This window comes from Enterobacter sp. LM3 (assembly GCF_046622475.1).
GTDB classification, from domain to species: Bacteria; Pseudomonadota; Gammaproteobacteria; order Enterobacterales; family Enterobacteriaceae; genus Enterobacter; species Enterobacter cloacae_P.
This window is the reverse complement of the sequence record NZ_JBJURN010000015.1, coordinates 1-22,422: the sequence shown is the minus strand read 5'-3', so window position 1 is coordinate 22,422 and position 22,422 is coordinate 1. Positions and strand designations below refer to the sequence as shown.

Annotated in this window: 26 protein-coding genes, 1 tRNA gene and 1 other RNA gene; 15 read left to right on the top strand and 13 right to left on the bottom strand. The window is 50.8% G+C overall.

The genetic code is table 11. The annotated features are described in order from the left end of the window. Nucleotides 1-94 precede the first annotated feature (94 nt). The 5 genes from bssS (at nt 95) to ACJ9N4_RS15530 (ending at nt 3,130) form a co-directional block, all read left to right on the top strand. On the top strand, nt 95-349 hold the full coding sequence (gene bssS, locus ACJ9N4_RS15550) for a biofilm formation regulator BssS (protein ID WP_008500827.1): 255 nt from the start codon (nt 95-97) through the stop codon (nt 347-349). 114 nt (nt 350-463) lie between these two features. Beyond that, on the top strand, nt 464-1,582 hold the full coding sequence (gene solA, locus ACJ9N4_RS15545) for an N-methyl-L-tryptophan oxidase (protein ID WP_196391149.1): 1,119 nt from the start codon (nt 464-466) through the stop codon (nt 1,580-1,582). Between the two features lie 59 nt (nt 1,583-1,641). Beyond that, the gene (locus ACJ9N4_RS15540) at nt 1,642-1,755 is read left to right on the top strand and encodes a DUF2770 family protein (RefSeq protein WP_182920016.1); all 114 of its coding nucleotides are present in this window, start codon (nt 1,642-1,644) and stop codon (nt 1,753-1,755) included. A 227-nt stretch (nt 1,756-1,982) separates the two neighbouring features. After that, nucleotides 1,983-2,549 carry a cytochrome b gene (locus ACJ9N4_RS15535; protein WP_182919781.1) on the top strand — a complete coding sequence of 189 codons (567 nt, stop codon included), beginning with the start codon at nt 1,983-1,985 and terminating at the stop codon, nt 2,547-2,549. Nucleotides 2,550-2,551: 2 nt separating this feature from the next. Then, the gene (locus tag ACJ9N4_RS15530; RefSeq protein ID WP_182270997.1) at nt 2,552-3,130 is read left to right on the top strand and encodes a YceI family protein; all 579 of its coding nucleotides are present in this window, start codon (nt 2,552-2,554) and stop codon (nt 3,128-3,130) included. Nucleotides 3,131-3,171: 41 nt separating this feature from the next. On the opposite strand, the gene ACJ9N4_RS15525 is transcribed toward ACJ9N4_RS15530, so the two are convergent. Then, nucleotides 3,172-4,221, bottom strand: a complete 1,050-nt coding sequence (locus ACJ9N4_RS15525; protein ID WP_182270996.1) for a rhodanese-related sulfurtransferase — start codon at nt 4,219-4,221, stop codon at nt 3,172-3,174. A gap of 223 nt (nt 4,222-4,444) precedes the next feature. On the opposite strand from ACJ9N4_RS15525, the gene ACJ9N4_RS15520 reads away from it, so the two are divergent. From ACJ9N4_RS15520 to ACJ9N4_RS15510, 3 genes are all read left to right on the top strand, one after another. Continuing rightward, nucleotides 4,445-5,371: a Kdo(2)-lipid IV(A) acyltransferase gene (locus ACJ9N4_RS15520; RefSeq protein WP_182919779.1), complete on the top strand. Its 927-nt coding sequence runs from the start codon at nt 4,445-4,447 to the stop codon at nt 5,369-5,371. Nucleotides 5,372-5,512: 141 nt separating this feature from the next. Next, the gene (gene mdtG / locus ACJ9N4_RS15515) at nt 5,513-6,763 is read left to right on the top strand and encodes a multidrug efflux MFS transporter MdtG (RefSeq protein ID WP_182270994.1); all 1,251 of its coding nucleotides are present in this window, start codon (nt 5,513-5,515) and stop codon (nt 6,761-6,763) included. Nucleotides 6,764-6,861: 98 nt separating this feature from the next. After that, entirely contained in the window at nt 6,862-7,236 is a 375-nt protein-coding gene (locus tag ACJ9N4_RS15510) for a MysB family protein (RefSeq protein ID WP_411500602.1), read from the top strand. Nucleotides 7,237-7,243: 7 nt separating this feature from the next. On the opposite strand, the gene ACJ9N4_RS15505 is transcribed toward ACJ9N4_RS15510, so the two are convergent. From ACJ9N4_RS15505 to mdoG, 3 genes are all read right to left on the bottom strand, one after another. Then, nucleotides 7,244-7,471 carry a YceK/YidQ family lipoprotein gene (locus tag ACJ9N4_RS15505; RefSeq protein ID WP_182270992.1) on the bottom strand — a complete coding sequence of 76 codons (228 nt, stop codon included), beginning with the start codon at nt 7,469-7,471 and terminating at the stop codon, nt 7,244-7,246. Between the two features lie 109 nt (nt 7,472-7,580). Next, a complete protein-coding gene (gene mdoH / locus ACJ9N4_RS15500; RefSeq protein WP_182270991.1) occupies nt 7,581-10,109 on the bottom strand; it encodes a glucans biosynthesis glucosyltransferase MdoH in 2,529 nt (842 codons plus the stop codon). Then, nucleotides 10,102-11,655, bottom strand: coding sequence for a glucans biosynthesis protein MdoG (mdoG, locus tag ACJ9N4_RS15495; protein ID WP_182270990.1), 1,554 nt, complete (start codon nt 11,653-11,655; stop codon nt 10,102-10,104). Before mdoG ends, mdoH begins: the two co-directional genes overlap by 8 nt. A 255-nt stretch (nt 11,656-11,910) precedes the next feature. On the opposite strand from mdoG, the gene mdoC reads away from it, so the two are divergent. After that, the gene (gene mdoC, locus ACJ9N4_RS15490) at nt 11,911-13,050 is read left to right on the top strand and encodes a glucans biosynthesis protein MdoC (RefSeq protein ID WP_182919778.1); all 1,140 of its coding nucleotides are present in this window, start codon (nt 11,911-11,913) and stop codon (nt 13,048-13,050) included. Nucleotides 13,051-13,085: 35 nt separating this feature from the next. On the opposite strand, the gene ymdB is transcribed toward mdoC, so the two are convergent. The 5 genes from ymdB to csgB all read right to left on the bottom strand — a co-directional run bounded on the left by ymdB (nt 13,086) and on the right by csgB (nt 15,554). Next, on the bottom strand, nt 13,086-13,628 hold the full coding sequence (gene ymdB, locus ACJ9N4_RS15485; protein WP_182919777.1) for an O-acetyl-ADP-ribose deacetylase: 543 nt from the start codon (nt 13,626-13,628) through the stop codon (nt 13,086-13,088). A 104-nt stretch (nt 13,629-13,732) separates the two neighbouring features. Then, the gene (locus ACJ9N4_RS15480) at nt 13,733-14,053 is read right to left on the bottom strand and encodes a type 1 fimbrial protein (RefSeq protein WP_411500601.1); all 321 of its coding nucleotides are present in this window, start codon (nt 14,051-14,053) and stop codon (nt 13,733-13,735) included. 165 nt (nt 14,054-14,218) lie between these two features. Then, nucleotides 14,219-14,551 (bottom strand): curli assembly chaperone CsgC, encoded by a 333-nt coding sequence (gene csgC, locus ACJ9N4_RS15475; RefSeq protein WP_182274673.1) that lies wholly within the window; start codon nt 14,549-14,551, stop codon nt 14,219-14,221. Nucleotides 14,552-14,612: 61 nt separating this feature from the next. Then, complete coding sequence (gene csgA / locus ACJ9N4_RS15470) at nt 14,613-15,056, bottom strand: curli major subunit CsgA (protein ID WP_182919775.1); 444 nt, start codon at nt 15,054-15,056, stop codon at nt 14,613-14,615. Between the two features lie 42 nt (nt 15,057-15,098). Further along, the gene (gene csgB, locus ACJ9N4_RS15465; RefSeq protein WP_182274671.1) at nt 15,099-15,554 is read right to left on the bottom strand and encodes a curli minor subunit CsgB; all 456 of its coding nucleotides are present in this window, start codon (nt 15,552-15,554) and stop codon (nt 15,099-15,101) included. Nucleotides 15,555-16,323: 769 nt separating this feature from the next. Here csgB and csgD point away from each other — a divergent pair. From csgD to csgG, 4 genes are read left to right on the top strand one after another with little or no spacing between them, the layout of a single operon-like run. Then, on the top strand, nt 16,324-16,974 hold the full coding sequence (csgD, locus tag ACJ9N4_RS15460) for a biofilm master transcriptional regulator CsgD (RefSeq protein ID WP_182274670.1): 651 nt from the start codon (nt 16,324-16,326) through the stop codon (nt 16,972-16,974). 4 nt (nt 16,975-16,978) lie between these two features. Then, the gene (gene csgE / locus ACJ9N4_RS15455) at nt 16,979-17,368 is read left to right on the top strand and encodes a curli production assembly/transport protein CsgE (RefSeq protein WP_182274669.1); all 390 of its coding nucleotides are present in this window, start codon (nt 16,979-16,981) and stop codon (nt 17,366-17,368) included. A gap of 23 nt (nt 17,369-17,391) precedes the next feature. Next, nucleotides 17,392-17,805: a curli production assembly/transport protein CsgF gene (gene csgF / locus ACJ9N4_RS15450; RefSeq protein ID WP_182274668.1), complete on the top strand. Its 414-nt coding sequence runs from the start codon at nt 17,392-17,394 to the stop codon at nt 17,803-17,805. 26 nt (nt 17,806-17,831) lie between these two features. Beyond that, complete coding sequence (gene csgG / locus ACJ9N4_RS15445) at nt 17,832-18,665, top strand: curli production assembly/transport protein CsgG (protein ID WP_182274667.1); 834 nt, start codon at nt 17,832-17,834, stop codon at nt 18,663-18,665. Nucleotides 18,666-18,708: 43 nt separating this feature from the next. On the opposite strand, the gene ACJ9N4_RS15440 is transcribed toward csgG, so the two are convergent. The 4 genes from ACJ9N4_RS15440 to ghrA all read right to left on the bottom strand — a co-directional run bounded on the left by ACJ9N4_RS15440 (nt 18,709) and on the right by ghrA (nt 21,622). Then, nucleotides 18,709-19,191: a DUF1097 domain-containing protein gene (locus tag ACJ9N4_RS15440; RefSeq protein ID WP_220471165.1), complete on the bottom strand. Its 483-nt coding sequence runs from the start codon at nt 19,189-19,191 to the stop codon at nt 18,709-18,711. Nucleotides 19,192-19,287: 96 nt separating this feature from the next. Beyond that, nucleotides 19,288-19,842 (bottom strand): molecular chaperone, encoded by a 555-nt coding sequence (locus ACJ9N4_RS15435; RefSeq protein ID WP_182274665.1) that lies wholly within the window; start codon nt 19,840-19,842, stop codon nt 19,288-19,290. A gap of 19 nt (nt 19,843-19,861) precedes the next feature. Then, entirely contained in the window at nt 19,862-20,599 is a 738-nt protein-coding gene (locus ACJ9N4_RS15430; RefSeq protein WP_182274664.1) for a phosphatase, read from the bottom strand. An 84-nt stretch (nt 20,600-20,683) separates the two neighbouring features. Beyond that, complete coding sequence (gene ghrA, locus ACJ9N4_RS15425) at nt 20,684-21,622, bottom strand: glyoxylate/hydroxypyruvate reductase GhrA (RefSeq protein WP_182919774.1); 939 nt, start codon at nt 21,620-21,622, stop codon at nt 20,684-20,686. A gap of 231 nt (nt 21,623-21,853) precedes the next feature. Here ghrA and ACJ9N4_RS15420 point away from each other — a divergent pair. After that, a tRNA-Ser gene (locus tag ACJ9N4_RS15420) sits at nt 21,854-21,941 on the top strand. Between the two features lie 45 nt (nt 21,942-21,986). Then, nucleotides 21,987-22,123, top strand: a non-coding RNA gene (locus ACJ9N4_RS15415) — RtT sRNA. Nucleotides 22,124-22,422 lie beyond the last annotated feature (299 nt).

The following is a 22,422-nucleotide window of genomic DNA, read 5'->3' as shown; positions in this document are numbered from 1 at the left end:
AACCCTTATTTATTGATATACTGAAAAAGCTTTCAGAAAAACATGCATTGAACCTCAAAGTCGTTGTCTTCTAACACGTATTAAGGGGGTTATAATGGAAAAGAATAGTGAAGTCATCCAGACCCACCCACTTGTTGGCTGGGATATCAGTACCGTAGACAGCTACGATGCACTGATGCTGCGTTTGCACTACCAGACCCCGAATCAACTAAACCGTGAAGAAGCGGAAGTTGGACAGACGCTGTGGCTTACAACAGACGTCGCACGTCAGTTTATTTCTATTTTAGAAGCAGGCATCGCAAAAATAGAATCTGGCGACTACCAGGAAAATGAGTATAAACGGCATTAATCTTATGCCAACTGTCACTCAACAGGCACCCTCGGGGTGCCTTATTTATTTCTCCCTTGTATAACCCCCCGATGTTAATTACTCTGCTAACAAAGCGTTAGTTAAGAGATCCCCATGAAATACGATTTAATCATTATTGGTAGCGGCTCCGTTGGCTCTGCTGCAGGCTATTACGCGACACAGGCAGGGCTGAACGTCCTGATGATTGATGCCCACCTTCCCCCGCATTCGGAAGGCAGCCATCATGGTGATACCCGGCTCATTCGTCATGCTTATGGCGAAGGTGAACGCTATGTCCCGCTGGTGCTCCGCGCTCAGACGCTGTGGGATGAGCTGGCAAAACTGACCGAAGAACGTATTTTCGATCGCACAGGGGTTATCAACCTCGGCCCGGCCAGTTCGGCGTTTCTCGCGACGGTCGAACACAGTGCAAACGCATTTCACCTCGATGTGGAGCGGATGGACGCCCCGGCCATCATGAAACGCTGGCCAGAGATTTCCGTTCCGGACGATTATATCGGGCTGTTTGAAGCCAACTCTGGCGTCCTGCATTGCGAAACCGCCATTAAAACCTGGGTGGATCTTGCCGCGAAAGCAGGCTGCGCGCAGCTCTTCAACTGCCCGGTGGACGCCATCACGCATCATGCTGACGGTGTCACAGTGACCACCCAGGATGGGGAATATTCGGCCTCCCGTCTGTTGATTAGCGCGGGGACCTGGGTCACCAGACTGCTGCCAGACCTGCCCGTTCAACCGGTGCGCAAGGTCTTCTCCTGGTTCCAGTCGGATGGTCGTTACAGCAGCCAGAACAAATTCCCGGCGTTCACCGGCGAATTGCCCAATGGCGATCAGTTCTATGGTTTCCCGTCGGAAAAAGACGCGCTCAAAATCGGGAAACATAACGGCGGGCAGATCATCTCCTCGCCAGAAGAGCGTAAACCGTTTGGCGCATACCCTCAGGATGGTTCAGAAGCCTTTACTTTTCTGCGCAATATTCTGCCGGGCATTGGTGGCTTACTCTATGGTGCAGCATGCACCTACGACAACACGCCTGATGAAGACTTTATCATCGACACCCTGCCCGGGCATGACAATACGTTGCTGATTACCGGGCTAAGCGGCCACGGCTTTAAGTTTGCCTCCGTTCTGGGCGAAATCGCCGCGCAGTTTGCCCAGGGGATAACGCCACAGTTTGATCTGACGCCCTTCTCGCTGTCGCGTTTTAACGGATAATCCTCCACGGGCTCCGGGTGTCCGGGGTCCGTTTTCTTCACACATTTTCGCGGGGAATGATGCACAAGATCGTGAGCTTTCTTATCAACAATATTCGCGAGCATTTCATGCTCTATATTTTATTGTGGTCAGTACTGGCCATCATCGATTTTATTTACATTGTATTTTACTGAAAAGAATAACTTACAATTATTGACGTTACTTTATGTTTATTGAATAACATCACTTCATCATATAAGCCATTCACCCTGCCTCGCTCGAAGCCATTGAATTACATTTCCGGATCACTTTCAAAATAGCTGAAATAAGAAAAATAAAAATGATTATTCATTTATTTCAGTTGCAATATTTCCTCTTCCCGTTCATTTTTATTATTCTGTTTTTTTGAATGGTACTCCTTATGCAATTGCGTAACTCCCCCCAGCGCTACGGGATAATATCCATGTGCCTGCACTGGATATTTGCCCTCGCCGTTTATGCTATGTTCGGGCTTGGACTCTGGATGGTGACGCTCAGTTATTATGATGGCTGGTATCACCAGGCACCTGAATTACATAAGAGTATTGGGGTTCTGCTGATGATGGGGCTGGTCATTCGTGTGATCTGGCGACATCTGTCCCCACCGCCCGCCGCGCCGAAAACCCACAGTAAATTGACCCGCGTCAGCGCAACGGCAGCCCATATTGCACTCTACACTCTGCTCTTCGCTATTCTGATTAGCGGCTATCTTATTTCAACGGCAGACGGTAAACCCGTTAGCGTATTTGGCTTTTTTGACGTTCCGGCAACGTTTACCGATGCGGGTTCTCAGGCTGACACTGCGGGCGTTATTCATCTCTGGCTGGCGTGGAGCGTGGTGATCCTTTCCGTGCTGCACGGGCTTGCCGCCCTTAAACACCATTTTATCGATAAAGACAATACGCTCAGGCGCATGCTTGGCCGTTCGTCAGTTGACTCTGGAGCATAAAAATGAAAAAACACCTGTCAGGCATCGCATTAGGTTCTCTGTTATTTATCACCGGCTCAGCCGTCGCCGCTGATTATAAAATTGATAAAGAAGGTCAGCATGCTTTCGTTAATTTCCGTATTCAGCATCTTGGCTATAGCTGGCTGTATGGCACCTTTAAGGATTTCGACGGCACATTCAGCTTTGACGAGAAAAATCCTGCGTCTGATAAAGTCAATGTGACCATTAATACCAACAGCGTCGACACCAACCATGCTGAACGCGATAAACATTTGCGCAGTGCAGAATTCCTGAATGTGACAAAATTCCCGCAGGCCACTTTTGCCTCCACTGGGGTAAAAAGGGATGGCGATAAACTGGACATTACCGGAAATCTGACGCTTAACGGCGTAACAAAACCCGTCACACTTAGTGCTAAATTAATGGGCCAGGGTGATGATCCGTGGGGAGGCAAGCGCGCAGGTTTCGAAGCCGCAGGTAAAATTCACCTGAAAGATTTTAATATCACAACAGATTTAGGTCCGGCATCGCAGGATGTGGAGCTGATTATTTCTGTGGAAGGGGTTCAGCAGAAGTCATAATCAATACGCCCGGCAGGCTTTCACTCCGCCGGGCGTTATCGTTATTCAGGATCGGGAATACCGAGTTTGGTATTCAGCCGGCCACGGGATTTATTAAAGATCTTATTCCCGTTTTCACGCCCTGCACGACGGCGACGCTGCTCTTCTTCCGGCAACACGCTCTCTTCACTGCACAGCTCGCTACAGCAGCCGTTAAACTTCACGGCACACGTCGGACACTGAATAAACAGCAGATGGCAACCATCATTTTTACAGTTCGTGTGCGTATCACACGGCGCACCGCACTGATGGCATTGTGCGATCACATCTTCAGAAATGCGCTCACCCATACGCTCGTCAAAGACAAAGTTTTTACCGATAAAACGTACCGGCAAACCCTGTTCGCGGGCACGGCGGGCGTACTCGATAATGCCGCCTTCGATATGCCAGACCTTATTAAAGCCATTGTGCTTCATCCACGCGCTGGCTTTCTCACAGCGGATACCCCCGGTGCAGTACATAACGATCTTTTTGTCTTTATGTTCCTGCATCATTTCAACGGCTTTTGGCAACTGCTCGCGGAAGGTGTCCGCCGGGATTTCCATCGCATTCTCGAAATGCCCCACCTCATACTCATAGTGGTTACGCATATCAATGAATACTGCATCAGGATCGTCGAGCATCGCATTCACTTCTGCGGCTTTGAGGTATTCACCCACATCGCCCGGGTTGAACGCCGGATCGTCAATACCATCCGCCACGATACGTTCACGCACCTTCATACGCAGAACCCAGAACGATTTCCCGTCATCATCCAGGGCAATGTTCAGGCGTAAACCGCTGAGTGCCGGATCGAACGCGTAAAGGAAATCGCGAAAAGCGCCCACTTTACTTTCCGGTACGCTAATTTGCGCATTGATACCCTCACGTGCCAGATAGACGCGTCCGAACACATTCAGCGTGGTGAAAGCCTGGTAGAGTACATCGCGGGTCGCTTGTGGATCGTTGATAGTGAAGTATTTGTAGAATGAGATTGTCGTGCGCGGTTCGGTTTCAGCCAACATGCGCGCCTTTAACATCTCATTCGAAACGCGGTTGTGTAACACTGGCATGGTGTACAAGTCCTGCAATCGTTATTGAGAAAGAAAAATCGGTCGGCATCATATAGCAAACAATGACAATTTACATCCATACAATTTACGTTACATTTCATTCGGCCTGGCCCATCTGTCTTAACATTTGCTGTAGTAGTGCGCGTTTCGGTGACAGATATTTTGGCTATGCCTTAAAAAATGAGAGAATAAGACCTTCAGGACGTTAGAAAACAGGACAGACATGACTCAGTTACCGAAATTTACTGTCGCCCTTTTGCATCCCCGCTATTGGTTGACCTGGCTTGGCATTGGCATTTTGTGGCTTCTTGTACAACTTCCCTACCCCGTGATTTTCCGTCTGGGCAACTGTCTGGGTCGTATTGCGCAAAAATTCATGAAACGTCGCGCCAGGATTGCGTACCGCAATCTTGAGCTGTGCTTCCCGCAAATGCGCGAATCGGAACGTCATGAAATGGTCACAAAGAATTTTGAATCCGTTGGCATGGGGCTGATGGAAACCGGGATGGCATGGTTCTGGCCGGACAAACGTATGGCACGCTGGAGCGAAGTCACCGGAACCGGGATGGAGCCTGTACATACGCTCCAGGCGAATCAAACCGGTGTTCTGCTGATTGGCGTGCACTTTTTGACGCTCGAAATCGGCGCACGCATGTTCGGCATTCAGGCTCCTGGCATTGGCGTTTATCGTCCGAATGACAACCCGGTGATCGATTTAATCCAGACCAATGGCCGCATGCGTTCCAACAAAAGCATGATCGACCGTAAAGATTTAAAGGGCATGATCCGCGCGCTAAAATCAGGCGAAGTTATCTGGTACGCTCCTGACCACGATTACGGCCCGCAATCCAGCGTGTTTGTGCCCTTCTTTGCCGTTGAAGAGGCGGCCACCACCACCGGTACCTGGATGCTGGCGCGGATGTCCAAGGCGGCCATTGTCCCCTTTGTACCTCGCCGCAAACCAGACGGCTCTGGCTACCAGTTAATTATGCTCGAACCAGAGCTTGCCCCACCGCTGGACGATGCGGAGACAACCGCTCGCTGGATGAACGGCATCGTCGAGAAGTGCATTATGCTCGCTCCCGAGCAGTATATGTGGCTGCACCGTCGCTTTAAAACCCGCCCTGAGGGCGTCCCTTCTCGCTACTGATCCTCATGCGGCCACGATGGCCGCATGCTGTTTTAGCTTTAAAAGCCCCTCCGCATTGCAGCAATCATAAACCCGGCGCATAATTAGCAGGCTTATTACCTCACGGTTCCCCGTGCCCTGCACCTCATTATGCGGATAGTTATGTCACCCTCAGATGCCCCCATAAGCTGGAAACGTAACCTCGCGGTTGCCTGGCTTGGCTGTTTTCTTACAGGCGCGGCATTTAGCCTGGTTATGCCCTTCCTGCCTCTCTACGTCGAACAGTTGGGCGTGACGGGTCACAGCTCACTCAATATGTGGTCTGGCCTGGTGTTTAGCATCACGTTTCTTTTTTCCGCTATTGCTTCGCCCTTCTGGGGAGGTCTTGCCGACCGCAAGGGGCGTAAAATTATGCTGCTGCGTTCAGCGCTGGGGATGGCCGTCATCATGGCGCTGATGGGGGTGGCACAAAACGTCTGGCAGTTCCTGATTTTACGAGCGTTACTTGGTCTGTTGGGGGGATTTATCCCGAATGCTAATGCCCTGATCGCCACGCAAATTCCGCGTCATAAAAGCGGCTGGGCGCTCGGGACGCTCTCAACCGGCGGTGTGAGCGGCGCGCTGCTGGGGCCACTGGCGGGTGGGTTACTGGCAGACAGCTACGGCCTGCGGCCCGTCTTTTTCATTACGGCCAGCGTATTGTTCCTCTGCTTTGTCGTCACCCTGCTTTGCATCCGTGAGAACTTCACCCCTGTGACCAAAAAAGAGATGCTTCACGCCCGGGATGTACTGACTTCGCTGAAAAACCCACGACTGGTACTGAGCCTGTTTGTCACCACCATGATAATCCAGGTGGCGACCGGGTCGATTGCCCCAATACTGACGCTTTACGTTCGCGATCTGGCTGGTAACGTCAGCAATATTGCGTTTATCAGCGGGCTGATTGCCTCGGTACCTGGCGTGGCAGCGCTGCTCAGCGCACCACGGCTGGGAAAACTGGGCGACCGTGTTGGCCCGGAAAAAATCCTGATTTGCGCACTGGTGGTTTCCGTCCTGCTGCTTATCCCGATGTCGATGGTGCAGTCCCCGTGGCAGTTGGGTCTGTTACGTTTCTTACTGGGCGCGGCGGATGGCGCGTTATTGCCTGCAGTCCAGACCTTGCTGGTCTACAACTCGACCAACCAGATTTCCGGCCGTATTTTTAGCTACAACCAGTCATTTCGCGATATCGGTAATGTTACCGGGCCGCTTGTCGGGGCGGGTATTTCGGCCAGCTTCGGTTTCCGTGCCGTTTTTATCGTCACGGCAGGTGTCGTGCTGTTCAATGCCATTTATTCGTGGCTCAGCTTATCCCGGACGTTACGCCCTTCCTCCTCTCAGCAGACGGAGCAAAACAGAACCGCGCCTGAATAAGACAAATGCGTGATAGCTTATTTGCGCATTCATACTTGCAGGATCAGATATTCAGCTATTCTTTCCCTGAATACCTTCTCGAAAACAGGGAGACACCAATGACTATGTACGCCACGCTGGAAGAAGCTATTGATGCCGCTCGCGAAGAATTCCTTGCCGATAATCCCGGCATTGAGGAAGAAGATGCTGACGTGCAACAACTCAATATCCAAAAATATATTCTGCAGGACGGGGATATTATGTGGCAGGCTGAATTCTTCGCAGAAGAAGGCGAAGATGGAGAATGCTTGCCGATCCTGAGCGGTGAAGGTGCACAGGCCATCTTCGATGGTGACTATGATGAAATCGAGCTACGTCAGGAGTGGCTTGAAGAAAATACCCTGCACGAGTGGGATGAGGGAGAATTTCAGCTTGAACCTCCGCTGGATACGGAAGAGGGTCAGACCGCTGCCGACGAGTGGGACGAACGTTAACTTACCCTTACTCGTAGGGACCGTGCTGGGCGTCAATCGGTAACAGTAGCGTATCGAATACCAGTGAGAATGGTAGATCGAGCACGGTCAGATAGCGCCATGCGGAATCACGTACATCCCATTTCACGCCGGGGTAGTACTGATTGCCATGACCTTGCCCTGGAATGGTGCGGCTGATGATACTGCCGCAACCGCTGAGTAAACACGCCATCATCACAACGATGATTATTCTCATGAGTAACCTCTAAAAAAATACCGGCCTCTCAGCCGGTATTTTGTTGCCGGGTGGTGCTTCGCTGACCCGACCTACGTGATTTTCAGGCCCGCGCACGGGCAAAGAAAACCTATTTTGCCTTCAGCGCCAGTGGGTTAAGCTTCAGCCCTTCATAGTAGCCCACCCACGAAGAGTATTTCTCCGGAGCAGACCACACACGATAGTGAAGCCGGGCCATGGTGACCGGGTCGCTCAACAGAACCAGACGACGGTCGCGGTTCAGTTTTTCCGGCGTCTCATTCAGCGCTTGCTCAACGTGACGATCGCGGGCAATTTCCAGCACTTTACTTGCACGGTGACGCGCCGTCGCCATTGCCGTTGCCAGGGCGTTGAATGACGGGTTAAACACCGCGTGCATAAAGCCATCATCCAGCGTGCGGTTACGGTTCAGCTCCAGATATTTGTCCGTATCAACCAGTACCTGCGGCGGTGAATACTCTTCCGGGATCAGGAACAGCTTCCAGCGTTTGGTACGCAGCCCCACCGTTGAACGGCTGGAGATCACGGAGACAAACGGCGACAGGATCAGCGAGAAGACAATCGGGGCAAGCCAGAACAGGAAGCGCAGATCCAGCCACGCCATCCCTGCCGCCCACACCAGACCCAGCAGCAACTGCGAACCGTGACGCATAAAGGCTTCACTCCACGGCGTGGAATCATCGTCACGCTGTGGTGAGTTCCATACCACTTCCCAGCCCAGGAACGCGCTGACCACAAACACGGTATGGAACAGCATACGAACCGGTGCCAGCAGCACGGAGAACAGCACCTCAAGGAGCAACGACACCGTCACACGGCAGAAACCGCCATACTCTTTCGAGCCTTTGCACCAGATCAGGATGATACTGAGCAGCTTCGGCAGGAACAGCAGCACCATTGTTGAGGCAAACAGCGCAATCGCCAGTTCAGGACGCCACTGCGGCCACACCGGGAACAACTGGCGCGGCTGCAGGAAGTACTGTGGTTCCGTCAGGGCATGTACCACCTGTAACGCGGTGGAGAGTGCAAGGAACATAAACCACAGCGGTGCGGAGAGATAGGACATCACACCCGTCAGGAATACCGCACGGTGAACCGGGTGCATCCCTTTCACCAGGAACAGGCGGAAGTTCATCAGGTTACCGTGACACCAGCGGCGGTCACGCTTGAGTTCATCCAGCAGGTTCGGTGGCAGTTCTTCATATGAGCCAGGCAGATCGTAGGCAATCCAGACGCCCCACCCTGCACGACGCATCAGCGCCGCTTCCACGAAGTCGTGCGACAGAATAGACCCGGCAAACGAACCTTCACCCGGCAGCGGTGCCAGCGCACAGTGCTCGATGAACGGTTTCACGCGGATAATAGCGTTGTGGCCCCAGTAGTGAGACTCACCCAGTTGCCAGAAGTGCAGACCCGCAGTGAACAGCGGCCCGTAAACACGCGTGGCAAACTGTTGGCAGCGCGCATAAAGCGTGTCCATACCGGATGCTTTTGGCGAGGACTGAATGATACCCGCGTTCGGGTTAGCTTCCATCAGACGCACCAGGCCGGTCAGACAGTCACCGCTCATCACGGAGTCGGCATCCAGCACCACCATGTAGCTGTACTGATTACCCCAACGACGGCAGAAGTCATCGATGTTACCGCTCTTACGCTTCACACGACGACGACGGCGGCGGTAGAAAATCTGGCCTTCGCCCTGCACTTCGGCAATCAACTCCATCCAGGCCTTTTGCTCGGCCACGCAGATATCCGGGTTGTAGCTGTCACTCAGGATATAGACGTCGAAATGTTCCGCGTTGCCGGTCGCCTTAACGGACTCCCAGGTTGCACGCAGCCCCGCAAATACGCGGTCAACGTCTTCGTTACAAATAGGCATGATCAGCGCAGTACGGTGTTCAGGATTAAGGGGTTCATCCCCAACCGTTGACGCGGAAATGCTGTATTTGTCTCGTCCCATCAGTAGCTGCAGGAAGCCCATCAGCGCCGTCCAGAAACCGGCCGATACCCAGCAGAACAGAACGGCGAACAGCAGAAGGATGCCACTTTGCAGGATATACGGCAGCAACTGCATGAAGGAGACCCAGAAATTCTGGCCCACCATGTCAGCTGGGTTGATAAGCGCCCAGCCCTGGTAAGGCAGAATGGTTTTCATGTACCAGGTTGCAACGACCGTTTGCGCCAGCGTCAGCAACAGCAAAATGTAGCGACGGATCGTCCCCACGGTACGCCATTTCTGTTCCGATGCCTGTTCTTCTTTCGTCAGACGCGACAGATAGCGGGGCGTCACATCACGCCCGCGCAAGCGGTCCCAGAAGCGGCCTACCGGGTTGGTACGCCAGGGATCCGGGAACATAGAGGAACGCGTTGCCTTCGGCATTGCCTGCAGCTGGTCACGTCCTTCATCGTCTTTGATCAGCTGCCCTTCTGCCAGCGAGTCTGGCCATGCCTGCGCCAGACGCGCCTTCACTGACCCCAGAGGCGTATCATCATCACGGGTAAACTGACGATGTTCACCATCCAGCGCGGTTTGCACCGCACGGATGTCGCTCTCAGGCAGTGCCGCTTTTTCAATGTCCGTCAGCGGCATGGCATCAATATATTCAGTTGTATTATTCATTGGCAGGTAGCTGATAGCTCCAGGTTTCACTCAGCGGCTGATCGTCACTCACCAGCGCAGCGCGCATTTCAGTGGTCTGTTTCGGATCTTTCACTTTCACGCGCAGGGTCAGACGCCACCCTTTCGTTACCGGGTTATAACGCACGGCATTCTCAACGATCTCACCGTTATCACCGATGCTGGCCTGTGCGGTAACAGCGGTATCCGGAGACAGTTTTTTCATATCCTGCCCGGTGAAATCCACGACAAATGCAAGAGTGCCATCCGGCTGACGGATAAGATTAGACTGCTTCACATCACCCGTAGAACGGCGCGTCTGCATGACATACGCATTATCCGGCGCATGCAGTTTGTCTTCGTCACGGCTAAAGGTAATGGTGTATTTGAAGTTCATCTCTTTACCGGATTCCGGGAGTTGATCCGGCGTCCAGTAAGCAACGATGTTATCGTTGGTTTCGTCGTTGGTTGGAATTTCAACCAGCTCAACCTTCCCTTTACCCCAGTCACCTTTTGGTGTTACCCAGGCGCTTGGGCGCTGATCGTAACGGTCATCCAGATCTTCAAAGCGGGAGAACTGACGACCGCGTTGCAGAAGGCCGAAACCTTGCGGGTTTTCCATCGCAAAGCTGCTAACCGCCAGATGTTTCGGGTTGTTCAGCGGACGCCAGATCCACTCACCGTTACCGGCATGAATAGAGAGACCGTTGGAGTCATGCAGTTCCGGGCGGAAGTTGGTCGCCGGTGACGGCTGATTCGGCCCGAACAGGAACATACTGGTCAGTGGCGCAACACCCAGTTTGCCCACTTTATCGCGCAGGTACACTTTAGACTGCACGTCAACAACCGTGTCACGTCCTGGCATAATCACGAAGCGATAAGCACCTGTTGCGCGAGGGGAATCCAGCAGTGCGTAGATAGTCAGACGTTTATCCGTTGGTTTTGGACGTTCAATCCAGAACTCACGAAAACGTGGGAACTCTTCACCGGAAGGCAGTGCGGTATCAATAGCCAGGCCACGCGCAGAAAGCCCGTATACCTGCCCTGAGCCAATCACGCGGAAGTAGCTGGCACCGAGCATACTGACGATTTCGTCGTTTTTATCTTTGCTGTTGATAGGGTAAAGCACTTTGAAGCCAGCAAAGCCCAGGTCCTTCACCGTGTCTTTGTCGTGCTGCACATCACCAAAATTGAAATAACCCGGGTTGTACTTGATTTTACGTACCGTGTTCGCGGTCACTTCATTGATCGCAACAGGCGTGTCGAAGTACATGCCCTGGTGATAAAACTCAAGCTTGAACGGGGTTTTAATATTGTTCCAGTACGCTTTGTCGTGATTGAACTGGATCTGCTGATAGTCCGCATACTTCATGTCGCGGAAAACGGAGGGCAAGTTACTTTTCGGCGCTTCATAGCCCTTGCCAGCCATCGATTTCGCCTGTTTTGCGACATCATCGATGTTAAAGGCCAGTGCCGATGAGGTATACAGGGACAAGACCACTGCCGCACCCAACCAACGCATTTTCATCATCTGTGGTTTATGTTTCATAATAAGTAAGCACTTCCCCCTTTGTGTGCTTATATCGATCCGATCCATTTTAATGGAAACTCAGGCAATCCGACAACATTATCACTGCTTTGTTCAGCTCGCTGGCTCAGGGATTAAGCAAATGAAAGAACCTGCTTTTCACTTTGCGTGCTTATCCTGGAGACAGGGTGTCGGTCTTGGTGTAGGGTTGGCTTCGAATGTAACCATTATGAGTCTTAGGGATAAGGCGAAAAGTCTGAGAATGCACAAAGTTATATGAGCACAACACCCGTACAACGTGAATATTTCCTCGACTCGATCCGGGCATGGCTGATGCTATTGGGGATCCCATTCCACATTTCATTGATTTATTCCAGCCACACCTGGCACGTTAACAGCCAGGTTCCTTCCTGGTGGCTCACGCTGTTTAATGATTTTATTCACGCCTTCCGTATGCAGGTGTTTTTTGTCATTTCCGGTTACTTTTCCTACATGCTGTTTTTGCGCTATCCGATCAAGCGCTGGTGGAAAGTGCGAGTGGAGCGAGTAGGCATCCCGATGTTGACCGCTATCCCGCTGCTGACGCTGCCTCAGTTTATTATGCTGCAGTATGTAAAAGGTAAAGCGGAGAACTGGCCCAATCTGTCGCTGTATGAAAAATACAACACGCTGGTCTGGGAGCTGGTATCCCACCTCTGGTTCTTGCTGGTTCTGGTGGTGCTCACTACGGTCAGTCTGGTGATATTCGGTCGCCTGCGCCGTCACCTGAGCGATCAAACCGACCGTTTCTTCGCCAGCATTACCCTGGGTAAACTGTCACTGCTCTTTTTGCTGCTGGGTATCATTTATGCGGCCATAAGACGCACCCTTTTTATTGTCTATCCACCGATACTGAGCGACGGGTTGTTCAATTTTGTGGTAATGCAGTCGCTGTTCTATATCCCTTTCTTTTTAATCGGGGCACTGGCATTTGTTTATCCGAAGCTTAAATCGCTCTTTACAACCCCGTCACCGTGGTGCGCTTTCGGTGCGGCAATCGCCTTTATGGCCTACCTGCTGAACCAGCGTTACGGCAGCGGCGATGCATGGATGTATGAAACCGAGAGCGTCATCACCATGCTGCTCGGTTTGTGGATGGTCAATGTGGTATTCGCGTTAGGCCATCGCCTGCTGAATTTTAAATCCCACCGGGTGACCTATTTCGTCAACGCATCGCTGTTTATTTATCTGGTGCACCACCCGCTGACACTCTTCTTCGGAGCCTATATTACGCCGCATATCGCCTCCAACACGCTGGGCTTCTTTACCGGGCTGGTCTTTGTTGTTGGCCTGGCGCTCGTGCTCTACGAAATCCATCTGCGGATCCCGCTGCTGCGCTTCCTTTTTTCGGGAAAAACGCAAACGAAAACCTCATAAACAACGCGGCGCACTCAGTGCGCCGCGTTTGCATTTCAGGTATCGAATTCTTGCCCACACTGGGCCAATAGTCGCTGATAGAGGTGTGTCGTTTCTTCATCGAAACAGACAAAGAACACCTGCTCAGGCATCGGTTTGAGGGACAGGTATCGGTAAACGGTTTCAACGGCGATGGTTGCCGCTGCAGCCCTGGGATAGCCGAAAACACCGGTACTGATGGCCGGGAAGGCCATCGTTTTATAGCCATTGTCGGCAGCAAGGCGCAGACAGTTACGGTATGCATCTTCCAGGATCCGTGCCTCATGCTGTTCGCCACCCTGCCATATCGGCCCCACGGTGTGAATCACTGCTTTGGCAGGGAGATTACCCGCAATTGTAATCACCGCATGCCCGGGAGGACATTCACCTTGTTGCTGACGCACCATTTTACAGGCTTCTGACAACTGTGGCCCTGCTGCACGGTGGATAGCGCCATCCACACCCCCTCCCCCCATCAGTGATGGATTTGCTGCATTGACGATCACGTCGACGTGCTGCGTCGTAATATCGCCGTGAATGACTTCAATTTGCGGTTTCATAAATACCCTCTGCTACCCGCCTTTTTCTTAAGTGTATCGCAGAGGAGGTATTGAGAAAAAACTATCGGAAAAAACCTCTTCCGCCGCCCAGCGGAAGAGAGGGATCAACGATACTGAATTTGTACAACCGCAAGCGTTTTTTCAGGATTGAGGTACTTCATACTGAGAGTCGCCAGGCTGGAAGCGGCCTCCTTACCGTTCAGGGCATCCTCGTAGCTGATCGTGCGCGTTTGCATCCGGTTATTATCCGGACAAGACATCGCCAACTGTCGCTGTTGCGGTGTGACCTCACACGGATCGGCGACAATGGCTCCACGAAAATGAATCACCCCACCATCAACAACGGTTGCTGAAAAGGCCGGGGGAATAAAAGCAGATATGATTAGGGCAAGACCTGAAACGAGTTGAGCGTTATATTTAGTCATGAGACATACTCCTCAATGAAAATCGTCCTTGAGGGGCAAAGCGCTCCATTATGACAAACGCAGTATCAGGCGACTGGACAGCACATTTTTCTCAGTCCCTGATCACATCATAGTAACAACCAGCGAATATCGCCACAGCACTCAACTCATTGATTTAATGAATAATTACAGGGCCGAACCTGGCGGTGACCATTGCTGCGATAAATGAAGCGATTTTCCATCGGAAACGGTGACCGTAATCTTCACCGTATCCCCTGCACCAATATTTAAACTCAATCTTGTTAAATCAATCGTCTGATTAGCGGGTATAGAAAGGGTATTTTGCTGTTGCGACGTACTTTGTCCCCCCAGCCCTTGCCGCACAGAGAGAACCTGAACCCGACACTCACACGATTCCGTCAATATTACCTGGGGAATAATGGTCGTCATATTTCCCTGTTGCGAGGTTTTAAACGTTATCTGACTTGAGAGTGCAGCGAGGAGTATTAAGGTATTCATGATGAACTCCCGAAAAAAAACAGGGCATATGCCCTGTTTTTTTGTAGCACAGATTTCAGTATTAATACTGATGAGCTGTCACGTGGTTACCAAAACCGACCTGCTGCACAGTCACACTTGAGTTAGATGCAGTCTGATCGACAATGGCACCGTTACCACCACCGTACTGGCTAACATTCATAGTGGAGTTTTTGCTGTTCCACTGGTCAAGTGTTGCGCTGTTGCCAAAACCATGCTGGGTCAGGTTAATAGTACTGTCGTCAGAGCCCTGGCCAACGTCAGCACCGTTACCGCCACCACTCTGACGAATTGTCAGGCTGGAATTTCTTGCGTCAGTCTGCAAGGCGACAGCAGAGTTACCACCACCGTACTGGTAAATGCTCATGGTTGAATTTGGACCATTGTCATGACCGCCATGACCCCAACCGCCTTGATCAATCATACCGGCCATAGCACTACCAGAAACAACGATTGCTGCAAGTGCTGCCACTTTGATAAATTTCATGGTAAAACCCCCATCGGATTGATTAAAGTCGCCGCTAAATAACTAACGTTGGATAACGCGAATTGCCATTTGCGACTGTTTCTGCACTACAACTGCGGTTTTCTGCGTACCGTACTGCGTAATACTTGCTTTATTACCCGACCCTTGTTGGATAATCATTGCCGTATTACCATATGCACCTTGCGTAATACTCGCATCGTTCGCGCTTCCGCTCTGAGCGATATAAGCAAAGTTATAAGTCCCTGATTGATCAACTCTCGCTCTGTTGCCTACCCCATCCTGGGAAACAACGGACAGTAATTTAGCCCCGCCCTGACGAACCTGAGCGTCATTATTTACGCCCTGTTGACCAACAATGGCTGCCTGATTTAAAGATGACCGACTTAACTCATTAACCGCGAAATTATATTCAGCGTTTGCTAAATCTGAACTCGCCGCGATAACAAATCCAGGCACACCCAGTAATGTAAACATCATAAATAACGATGTGTTTTTCATGTTGTCACCCTGGACCTGGCTATATACAAAAAACATAACCTTGAAAATGTGACTTAGGGTTAAAACGACTCGTTGTTTTGTTAACGTGTCGTTACGGTGAAGAGTATGTCTGTTGAAACATTTTTAATATCTCACCCGCGTGGATTATTTTTATTTATCATGTCACCTCAAAGTATTAATTTATGCCAAAAATCGCTGTATTCAGCACCATTTGGTTTTTTATAAAAAAGTTCTGCGCGGCAGGCTGTACAAGGGCAGGGCTGGTTGTCCAGCCTTTCATGACGGGCATGTTATGTGACGCAAGGATAACATTTTGATCATCACGCGATCACGAGATGCACTTTCTTAAGAGGATTTCAGCTGGATTAAAGGACTTAGAAATTTTCACGAGCTCATACCTTTACAAAGCATATCAACAATAAAAAATATCAATATAAATTATAATGTTATAAATATTTGTATGATTTTTAAAATCTATGCAGGGCTATTAGCATGTACAACTTTCCTATCAAATCGCAGCATTTCAAATGTTCATTTTTCACAAATTAATATTGATTTTTACATCTTGTTACACGTTTAACACTTGCTTTAAAGTTCGTAATAGCTAGATTGAAATTAGATGTACGAGATTTGTTTTATATTTACCTCCTCCTGGAGGTTATGGTCTGATTCTACACACAGCAGTGCAACATCTGTCAGTACTTCTGGTGTCCTCTTTTCTTTATTAAGAGGATAGCTGCCAGGTGTCATAAAAAAGTGGGGTTTCATCATGTATAATGAAGTCCATAGTTTACATGGTCATACATTACTGTTGATCACCAAACCTTCTTTGCAAGCGACCGCTTTATTACAACATTTAAAGCAATCTTTATCATTGAACGGGAAATTGCATAATATTCAACGTTCTTTCGATGATATTGCACCTGGTAGCATAATTCTTCTCGATATGATGGAAGCGGATAAAAAGCTCATCCATTACTGGCAAGATAATTTAAGCAGGAAAAACAATAATATCCGAGTGCTATTATTGAATACTCCTGATGAGTATCCTTTCAGAGACATTGAAAGCTGGCCGCATATCAATGGCGTTTTTTACGTCACTGATGAAGAAGATCGGGTTGTGGAAGGCATGCAGGGCATCTTGCGCGGAGAGTGCTATTTTTCGCAAAAACTTGCCAGCTACCTCATCACACACTCCGGAAATTATCGCTATAACAGTTCAGAGTCGGCACTCCTTACGCATCGTGAGAAAGAGATCCTGAACAAGTTGCGTATCGGTGCTTCAAATATTGAAATCGCCCGTTCGTTATTTATCAGCGAAAATACCGTTAAGACGCATCTCTATAATCTTTTCAAGAAGATAGCTGTTAAAAACCGAACTCAGGCAGTTTCATGGGCAAACGATAACCTCAGGCGTTAATCACATGAAACGCACGTTGAGTTGGATTGCCGCAGCGGGCTTTCTGCTCGCTGCTGGGAACCTTCAGGCCGTCGAGGTTGAAGTTCCCGGATTGTTAACAGACCACACTGTCTCATCTACCGGACACAGTTTTTATCGTGCCTTTAGCGACAAATGGGACGGTAAGTACCCTGGGAATATAACAATCAACGAACGGCCCAGTGCTCGATGGGGAAGCTGGATAACAATAACGGCGAATCAGGACGTTATTTACCAGACATTTTTATTTCCCACGAAAATAGACTTCGATAAAAACGTAGCCTTAGCACTGGCACAAACTGAAGACGCTATTAATCGCCTGCAAATAGATAAAGCCCTATTAAGCACCAGCGATTTAGCAAAAGACGAGTTTTAGTGAACCTATATCCGGAGGCTGTCATGCGTATTGCATATGCAGTTATTTCGTTAATGCTAGTAGCACCAGTAAGCTGGGCCGGAAATATGACGTTCCAGTTCCGTAACCCTAACTTTGGCGGTAACCCCAACAACGGGGCGTTCCTGTTGAACGAAGCCCAGGCACAAAACTCCTATAAAGATCCAAGCCTTAAGAATTATAACGTAGACACTCCATCAGCACTGGACAACTTCACGCAGGCTATTCAGTCGCAAATTTTGGGTGGTTTGTTGACCAACATTAATACCGGTAAACCAGGCCGAATGGTGACCAACGACTTTATTGTCGACATCGCCAATACGGATGGGCAGCTACAGCTGAACGTGACCGATCGGAAAACGGGGAAAACATCCACCATCCAGGTTTCCGGTTTACAAAGTAACTCCACGAACTTCTGAACAACATCAAAATAAGGACAACGATCATGCAGCGCTTCCTGATATTTGTTGCAGTGTGCTTATTGAGCGGTTGTTTAACTGCTCCACCTAAAGAAGCTGCAAAACCAACATTAATGCCTCGGGCTCAAAGTTACCGTGATTTAACCCATTTACCTGCACCAACGGGTAAAATATTTGTCTCCGTTTACAACATTCAGGATGAAACGGGGCAATTTAAGCCTTACCCAGCCAGTAACTTCTCTACGGCAGTGCCACAGAGTGCCACTGCCATGCTGGTTACCGCGCTCAAGGACTCGCACTGGTTTATTCCTCTGGAACGCCAGGGGCTTCAGAACCTGTTGAATGAACGTAAAATTATTCGTGCCGCACAGGAAAATGGCACAGTGGCAATGAATAACCGCACGCCACTGCAATCACTGGCGGCGGCGAACGTGATGATCGAAGGTTCGATTATTGGCTACGAAAGCAACGTTAAATCTGGTGGCGTCGGGGCGCGTTACTTCGGTATCGGTGCAGATACCCAGTATCAGCTTGACCAAATCGCCGTAAACCTGCGCGTGGTCAACGTCAGCACGGGTGAGGTTCTGTCTTCGGTCACTACCAGTAAAACCATTCTTTCTTATGAAGTACAGGCGGGGGTATTCCGCTTTATTGATTACCAGCGTTTACTGGAAGGTGAAATTGGTTATACCTCAAACGAGCCGGTCATGATGTGTTTGATGTCAGCCATTGAAACTGGCGTCATTTTCCTGATTAATGACGGGATCGATCGCGGACTGTGGGATCTGCAGAACAAAGCAGATGTGCAAAACCCGGTACTCGTGAAATACCGCGATATGTCGGTGCCTCCGGAATCCTGATCGAAAGCGCATAAAAAAGGCGAGATAGTTATCTCGCCTTTTTTTATTCACTCAGCGCAGAAATGTTTTGTGCCTTTTCCCGTCGCGCCGCCAGCCAAAGACCGCTGTTTTTCATGGCATAGCCAAACAGCAACCCCAGCGCCAGCGAGGGAACCACCAGCTTCCAGTCACCCTGCCCTGCAAAGGTGGCACATGCCCCCATAAAGGTTCCCGGCACAAATGAAAGCAGCAGATGCTTCGCCTGAACACACATCAGGAAGGCCACAATACCTGTCATGACATAGCCCAGGATTTCCAGATGCGGAGCCAGCGCACTGCCTTTCATAATCACCAGTGCCCAGATAACGCCGCTCATCAGCGTGCAGCCAGAGATAAACAGCCCTTTTACGCCACCCTGTGGGCAGGCGAAATAGGCCGTGCAGCCGAGAAACCCGGCCCAGCTAAGCAGCCCGAGAGACACCGCGACCCATCCCCATAGCCCGGAGAGAATGCCTGTTGTGAGTGCAATACAAAGTAATATGTTCATGGCGCGCATCTTAGCAGAAGCGCGCCATAGAAATGAGATCAGAAGCACATTATGTGCAAATTGAAATGTGCTGTTGCAGAATTTATGTGACCTAAATCACTCTTCACTCTCTTCTTCTAACTCATCCCACATTGCGGCGATAGCATCGCGGGTGAGTGGAGCCAGGGTTCGCCAGAATGGTGAGATCGCATGTGCTTCAACTTTCCCGAGGAAAGTGCCACACCAGGGCAGCAGATACTCTTCGAAGAGGGTTTCGATGGCTTCGTTTTCATCGTCAGAGGCATGATCTTCAATCCAGGAAGCGGCCAGCAGCAGCGTACCAATGTGGTCGGCTGGCATATCGGTCAGCGGCATGCCACGCTCAGAGAGAAAGGCACGCACTTCTGCTTCCGTCGCCCCTTCCTGCCAGGCAGAGCGGTACGGTGACACACGGCACTCTTCGCCCACGAACAGCGCGTTGTAATCGTCCGAAATCTGTTGCATGTCACAGCTTTTTTGCAGGCGCTCCAGCAAATCATCCTGTTCCAGCGGCCAGTTTTGCGCCAGTTTCCCTTCACGGATCATCGTAAAAAGCGGAACCAGCAACGGGTCCTGCGGCTGGCGGTAATACAGCGTACCCAGCACGCGGCAGAGGATAGAAAACTCATTCATTTTTTGTTCCATTACACAATTAAAGATCGGCAAATTCATCAATCGGAGCCATTCCGCGCGACTCCAGGAAATCAAGCATACGGCGTGGCGTGACGTTAAGGATCCGCGCTTCAGGGAAACCGACGTCATTAAGAATATTCAGACACTCGCTAAAATCGCCCAACGTAAATGCAGTATGTGAATCAGAACCCAGCGCCACCATACCACCGGCATCACGCACGGCGGCAGCCACTTCGCGGCAGTTTGCTTCACTACCTTTACGCGAGTGAACAAAGGAGGAATTATTAATTTCCAGCGCCACACGGTGTTTTGCCGCCGCCTGCGCAACGGCCTGAATATCAATCGGGAACTTAGGGTTGCCAGGATGGCTGATAATATGCACGTTGCCGCTGGCAATCGTTGCAATCATCGCTGCGGTGTTGGCCTCTTTATCCTGTGGCGCAAAAACCGGCTCATGGAAACCGGCAATAATCAAATCCAGCGAGGTCAGCATCGGGCCGGTGCAGTCGATTTCACCGTCGATATTTTTAATATTCGCTTCGATGCCACGCAGTATCCCTACTCCGTCCACCAGACGTGGCCAGATCCTCATATTCACAAAATGCCAGTAGTGCGGCGCATCTGCCATATCCGGGCCATGATCGGTTATCGCAAAAAGCTTGATACCTTTTAGCTTTGCTTGCGCGATGTAATCATGGAGGGTGCTATACGCGTGGGTGCTGGCGACGGTGTGCATATGCAGGTCAACGGGATACATCTCTCTCTCCTCTGCGGTTTTTCCCAAGGATAGCAGTTATCTGTCTCGAATATTAGCAAAAACCCGGCTAACGCCGGGTTTCTCTCAGTAACCGCGCTGCCTGTCGACGTGGCCTGTCACTGCATTCCCTTGTTCCATCTCACCTATCGTATGGGAAATATAGGCCACCGCTTCTGCCGGGCGCGTAACGGCCGCCACGTGCGGCGTCATTGCCACGCGCGGGTGAGCCCACAGCGGGCTCTCTGCAGGCAATGGTTCACGGCTGTAAACATCCAGCATCGCGCCTTTGAGCTTTCCAGTGTCCAGAGCGTTCAGCAGATCGGTTTCCACCAGATGCACCCCACGCGCCAGGTTCATTAAGTAGCTCCGGTCAGCCAGTTGATTCAGGAGTGTACTGTTAATGATCCCCACCGTTTCCGTCGTATTCGGCAACAGGTTAATCAGCACACGCGTATCTTTCAGGAACGCCGGAAGTTCATCTGTTCCGGCAAAACTCTTCACACCAGGATAATCCTTGCGGCTGCGGCTCCAGCAGCGCAGCGGGAATCCCCACGGGGCAAGGGCTTCGGCCACTTTTGAGCCAAGCACGCCAGCGCCGAGAATACCTATCGTAAAATCTTCGCGCTGATACTCCGGCAGGGGTTCCCAGTGGGATTGCTGTTTGAGTGCCAGATAATCGTCAAAGCGACGGAACCAGTGCAGTACCTGGCTTACGGCATATTCCTGCATTTGCTGGCCCATTCCGGTATCTTCCAGGCGGAACAACGGGATATCTTCAGGCAGCATTTCAGGGTGCGCTTTCAGTTTACTCAGAATCGAATCCACACCGGCTCCCAGCGCAAAAACGGCCTTCAGTTTGCGTCCCTGCAGCATTTCAACTGGCGGATGCCAGACCAGCGCGTAGTCAGCATGTTCATGATCACCACGCTTCCACTCGCGAACGCGTGCGCCCGGCAATGCAGCCGAAAGCGCCTTAATCCAGTAAGACGTATCAAAAGTGGGGTGATAAAAGATAATATCCATAGTCATTCCTGCCTTTCATTGCGCTTTTTATTTTCATTTTCAACCAGATTGCCAGCATAACAAATTTATCAGCAAACCGCGTTGCTGATAAAAAAGGCACTTTCAGCACATTTAGGAATCAGGTTGTCTGAAGTTTGTCTAAACGCGCCAATTTACTGAAAAAGTGGGTTGACGGCAGTTCGGCTTTTCCTTACATTAGCGCCCGTTCCGGTAACAACGGGATGACAATATGGTGAGGTGTCCGAGTGGCTGAAGGAGCACGCCTGGAAAGTGTGTATACGGCAACGTATCGGGGGTTCGAATCCCCCCCTCACCGCCATATTCGAGAAAGAGCTCGTACGAAAGTACGGGCTTTTTTTTCGCATGTTGCACGCCTGCGGGGGGGATGAGAACACCCGACCGGGGTTCGACAACTGGCGACAGCCAGTTGGACAGATGACGAGCCTGCGAGGAATCTGCCCGAAGGGCGAGCGAAGCGAGTCAATCCCCCCCTCACCGCCATATTCGAGAAAGAGCTCGTACGAAAGTACGGGCTTTTTTTTCGCATGTTGCACGCCTGCGGGGGGGATGAGAACACCCGACCGGGGTTCGACAACTGGCGACAGCCAGTTGGACAGATGACGAGCCTGCGAGGAATCTGCCCGCACAAAAACGCCGGAAGCGTTTTTGAACAACGCCTGCGTTGGCCCCGAAGGGGCGAGGCCCGTGGATGGGCCGAGTAACGGCGAGCGAAGCGAGTCAATCCCCCCCTCACCGCCATATTCGAGAAAGAGCTCGTACGAAAGTACGGGCTTTTTTTT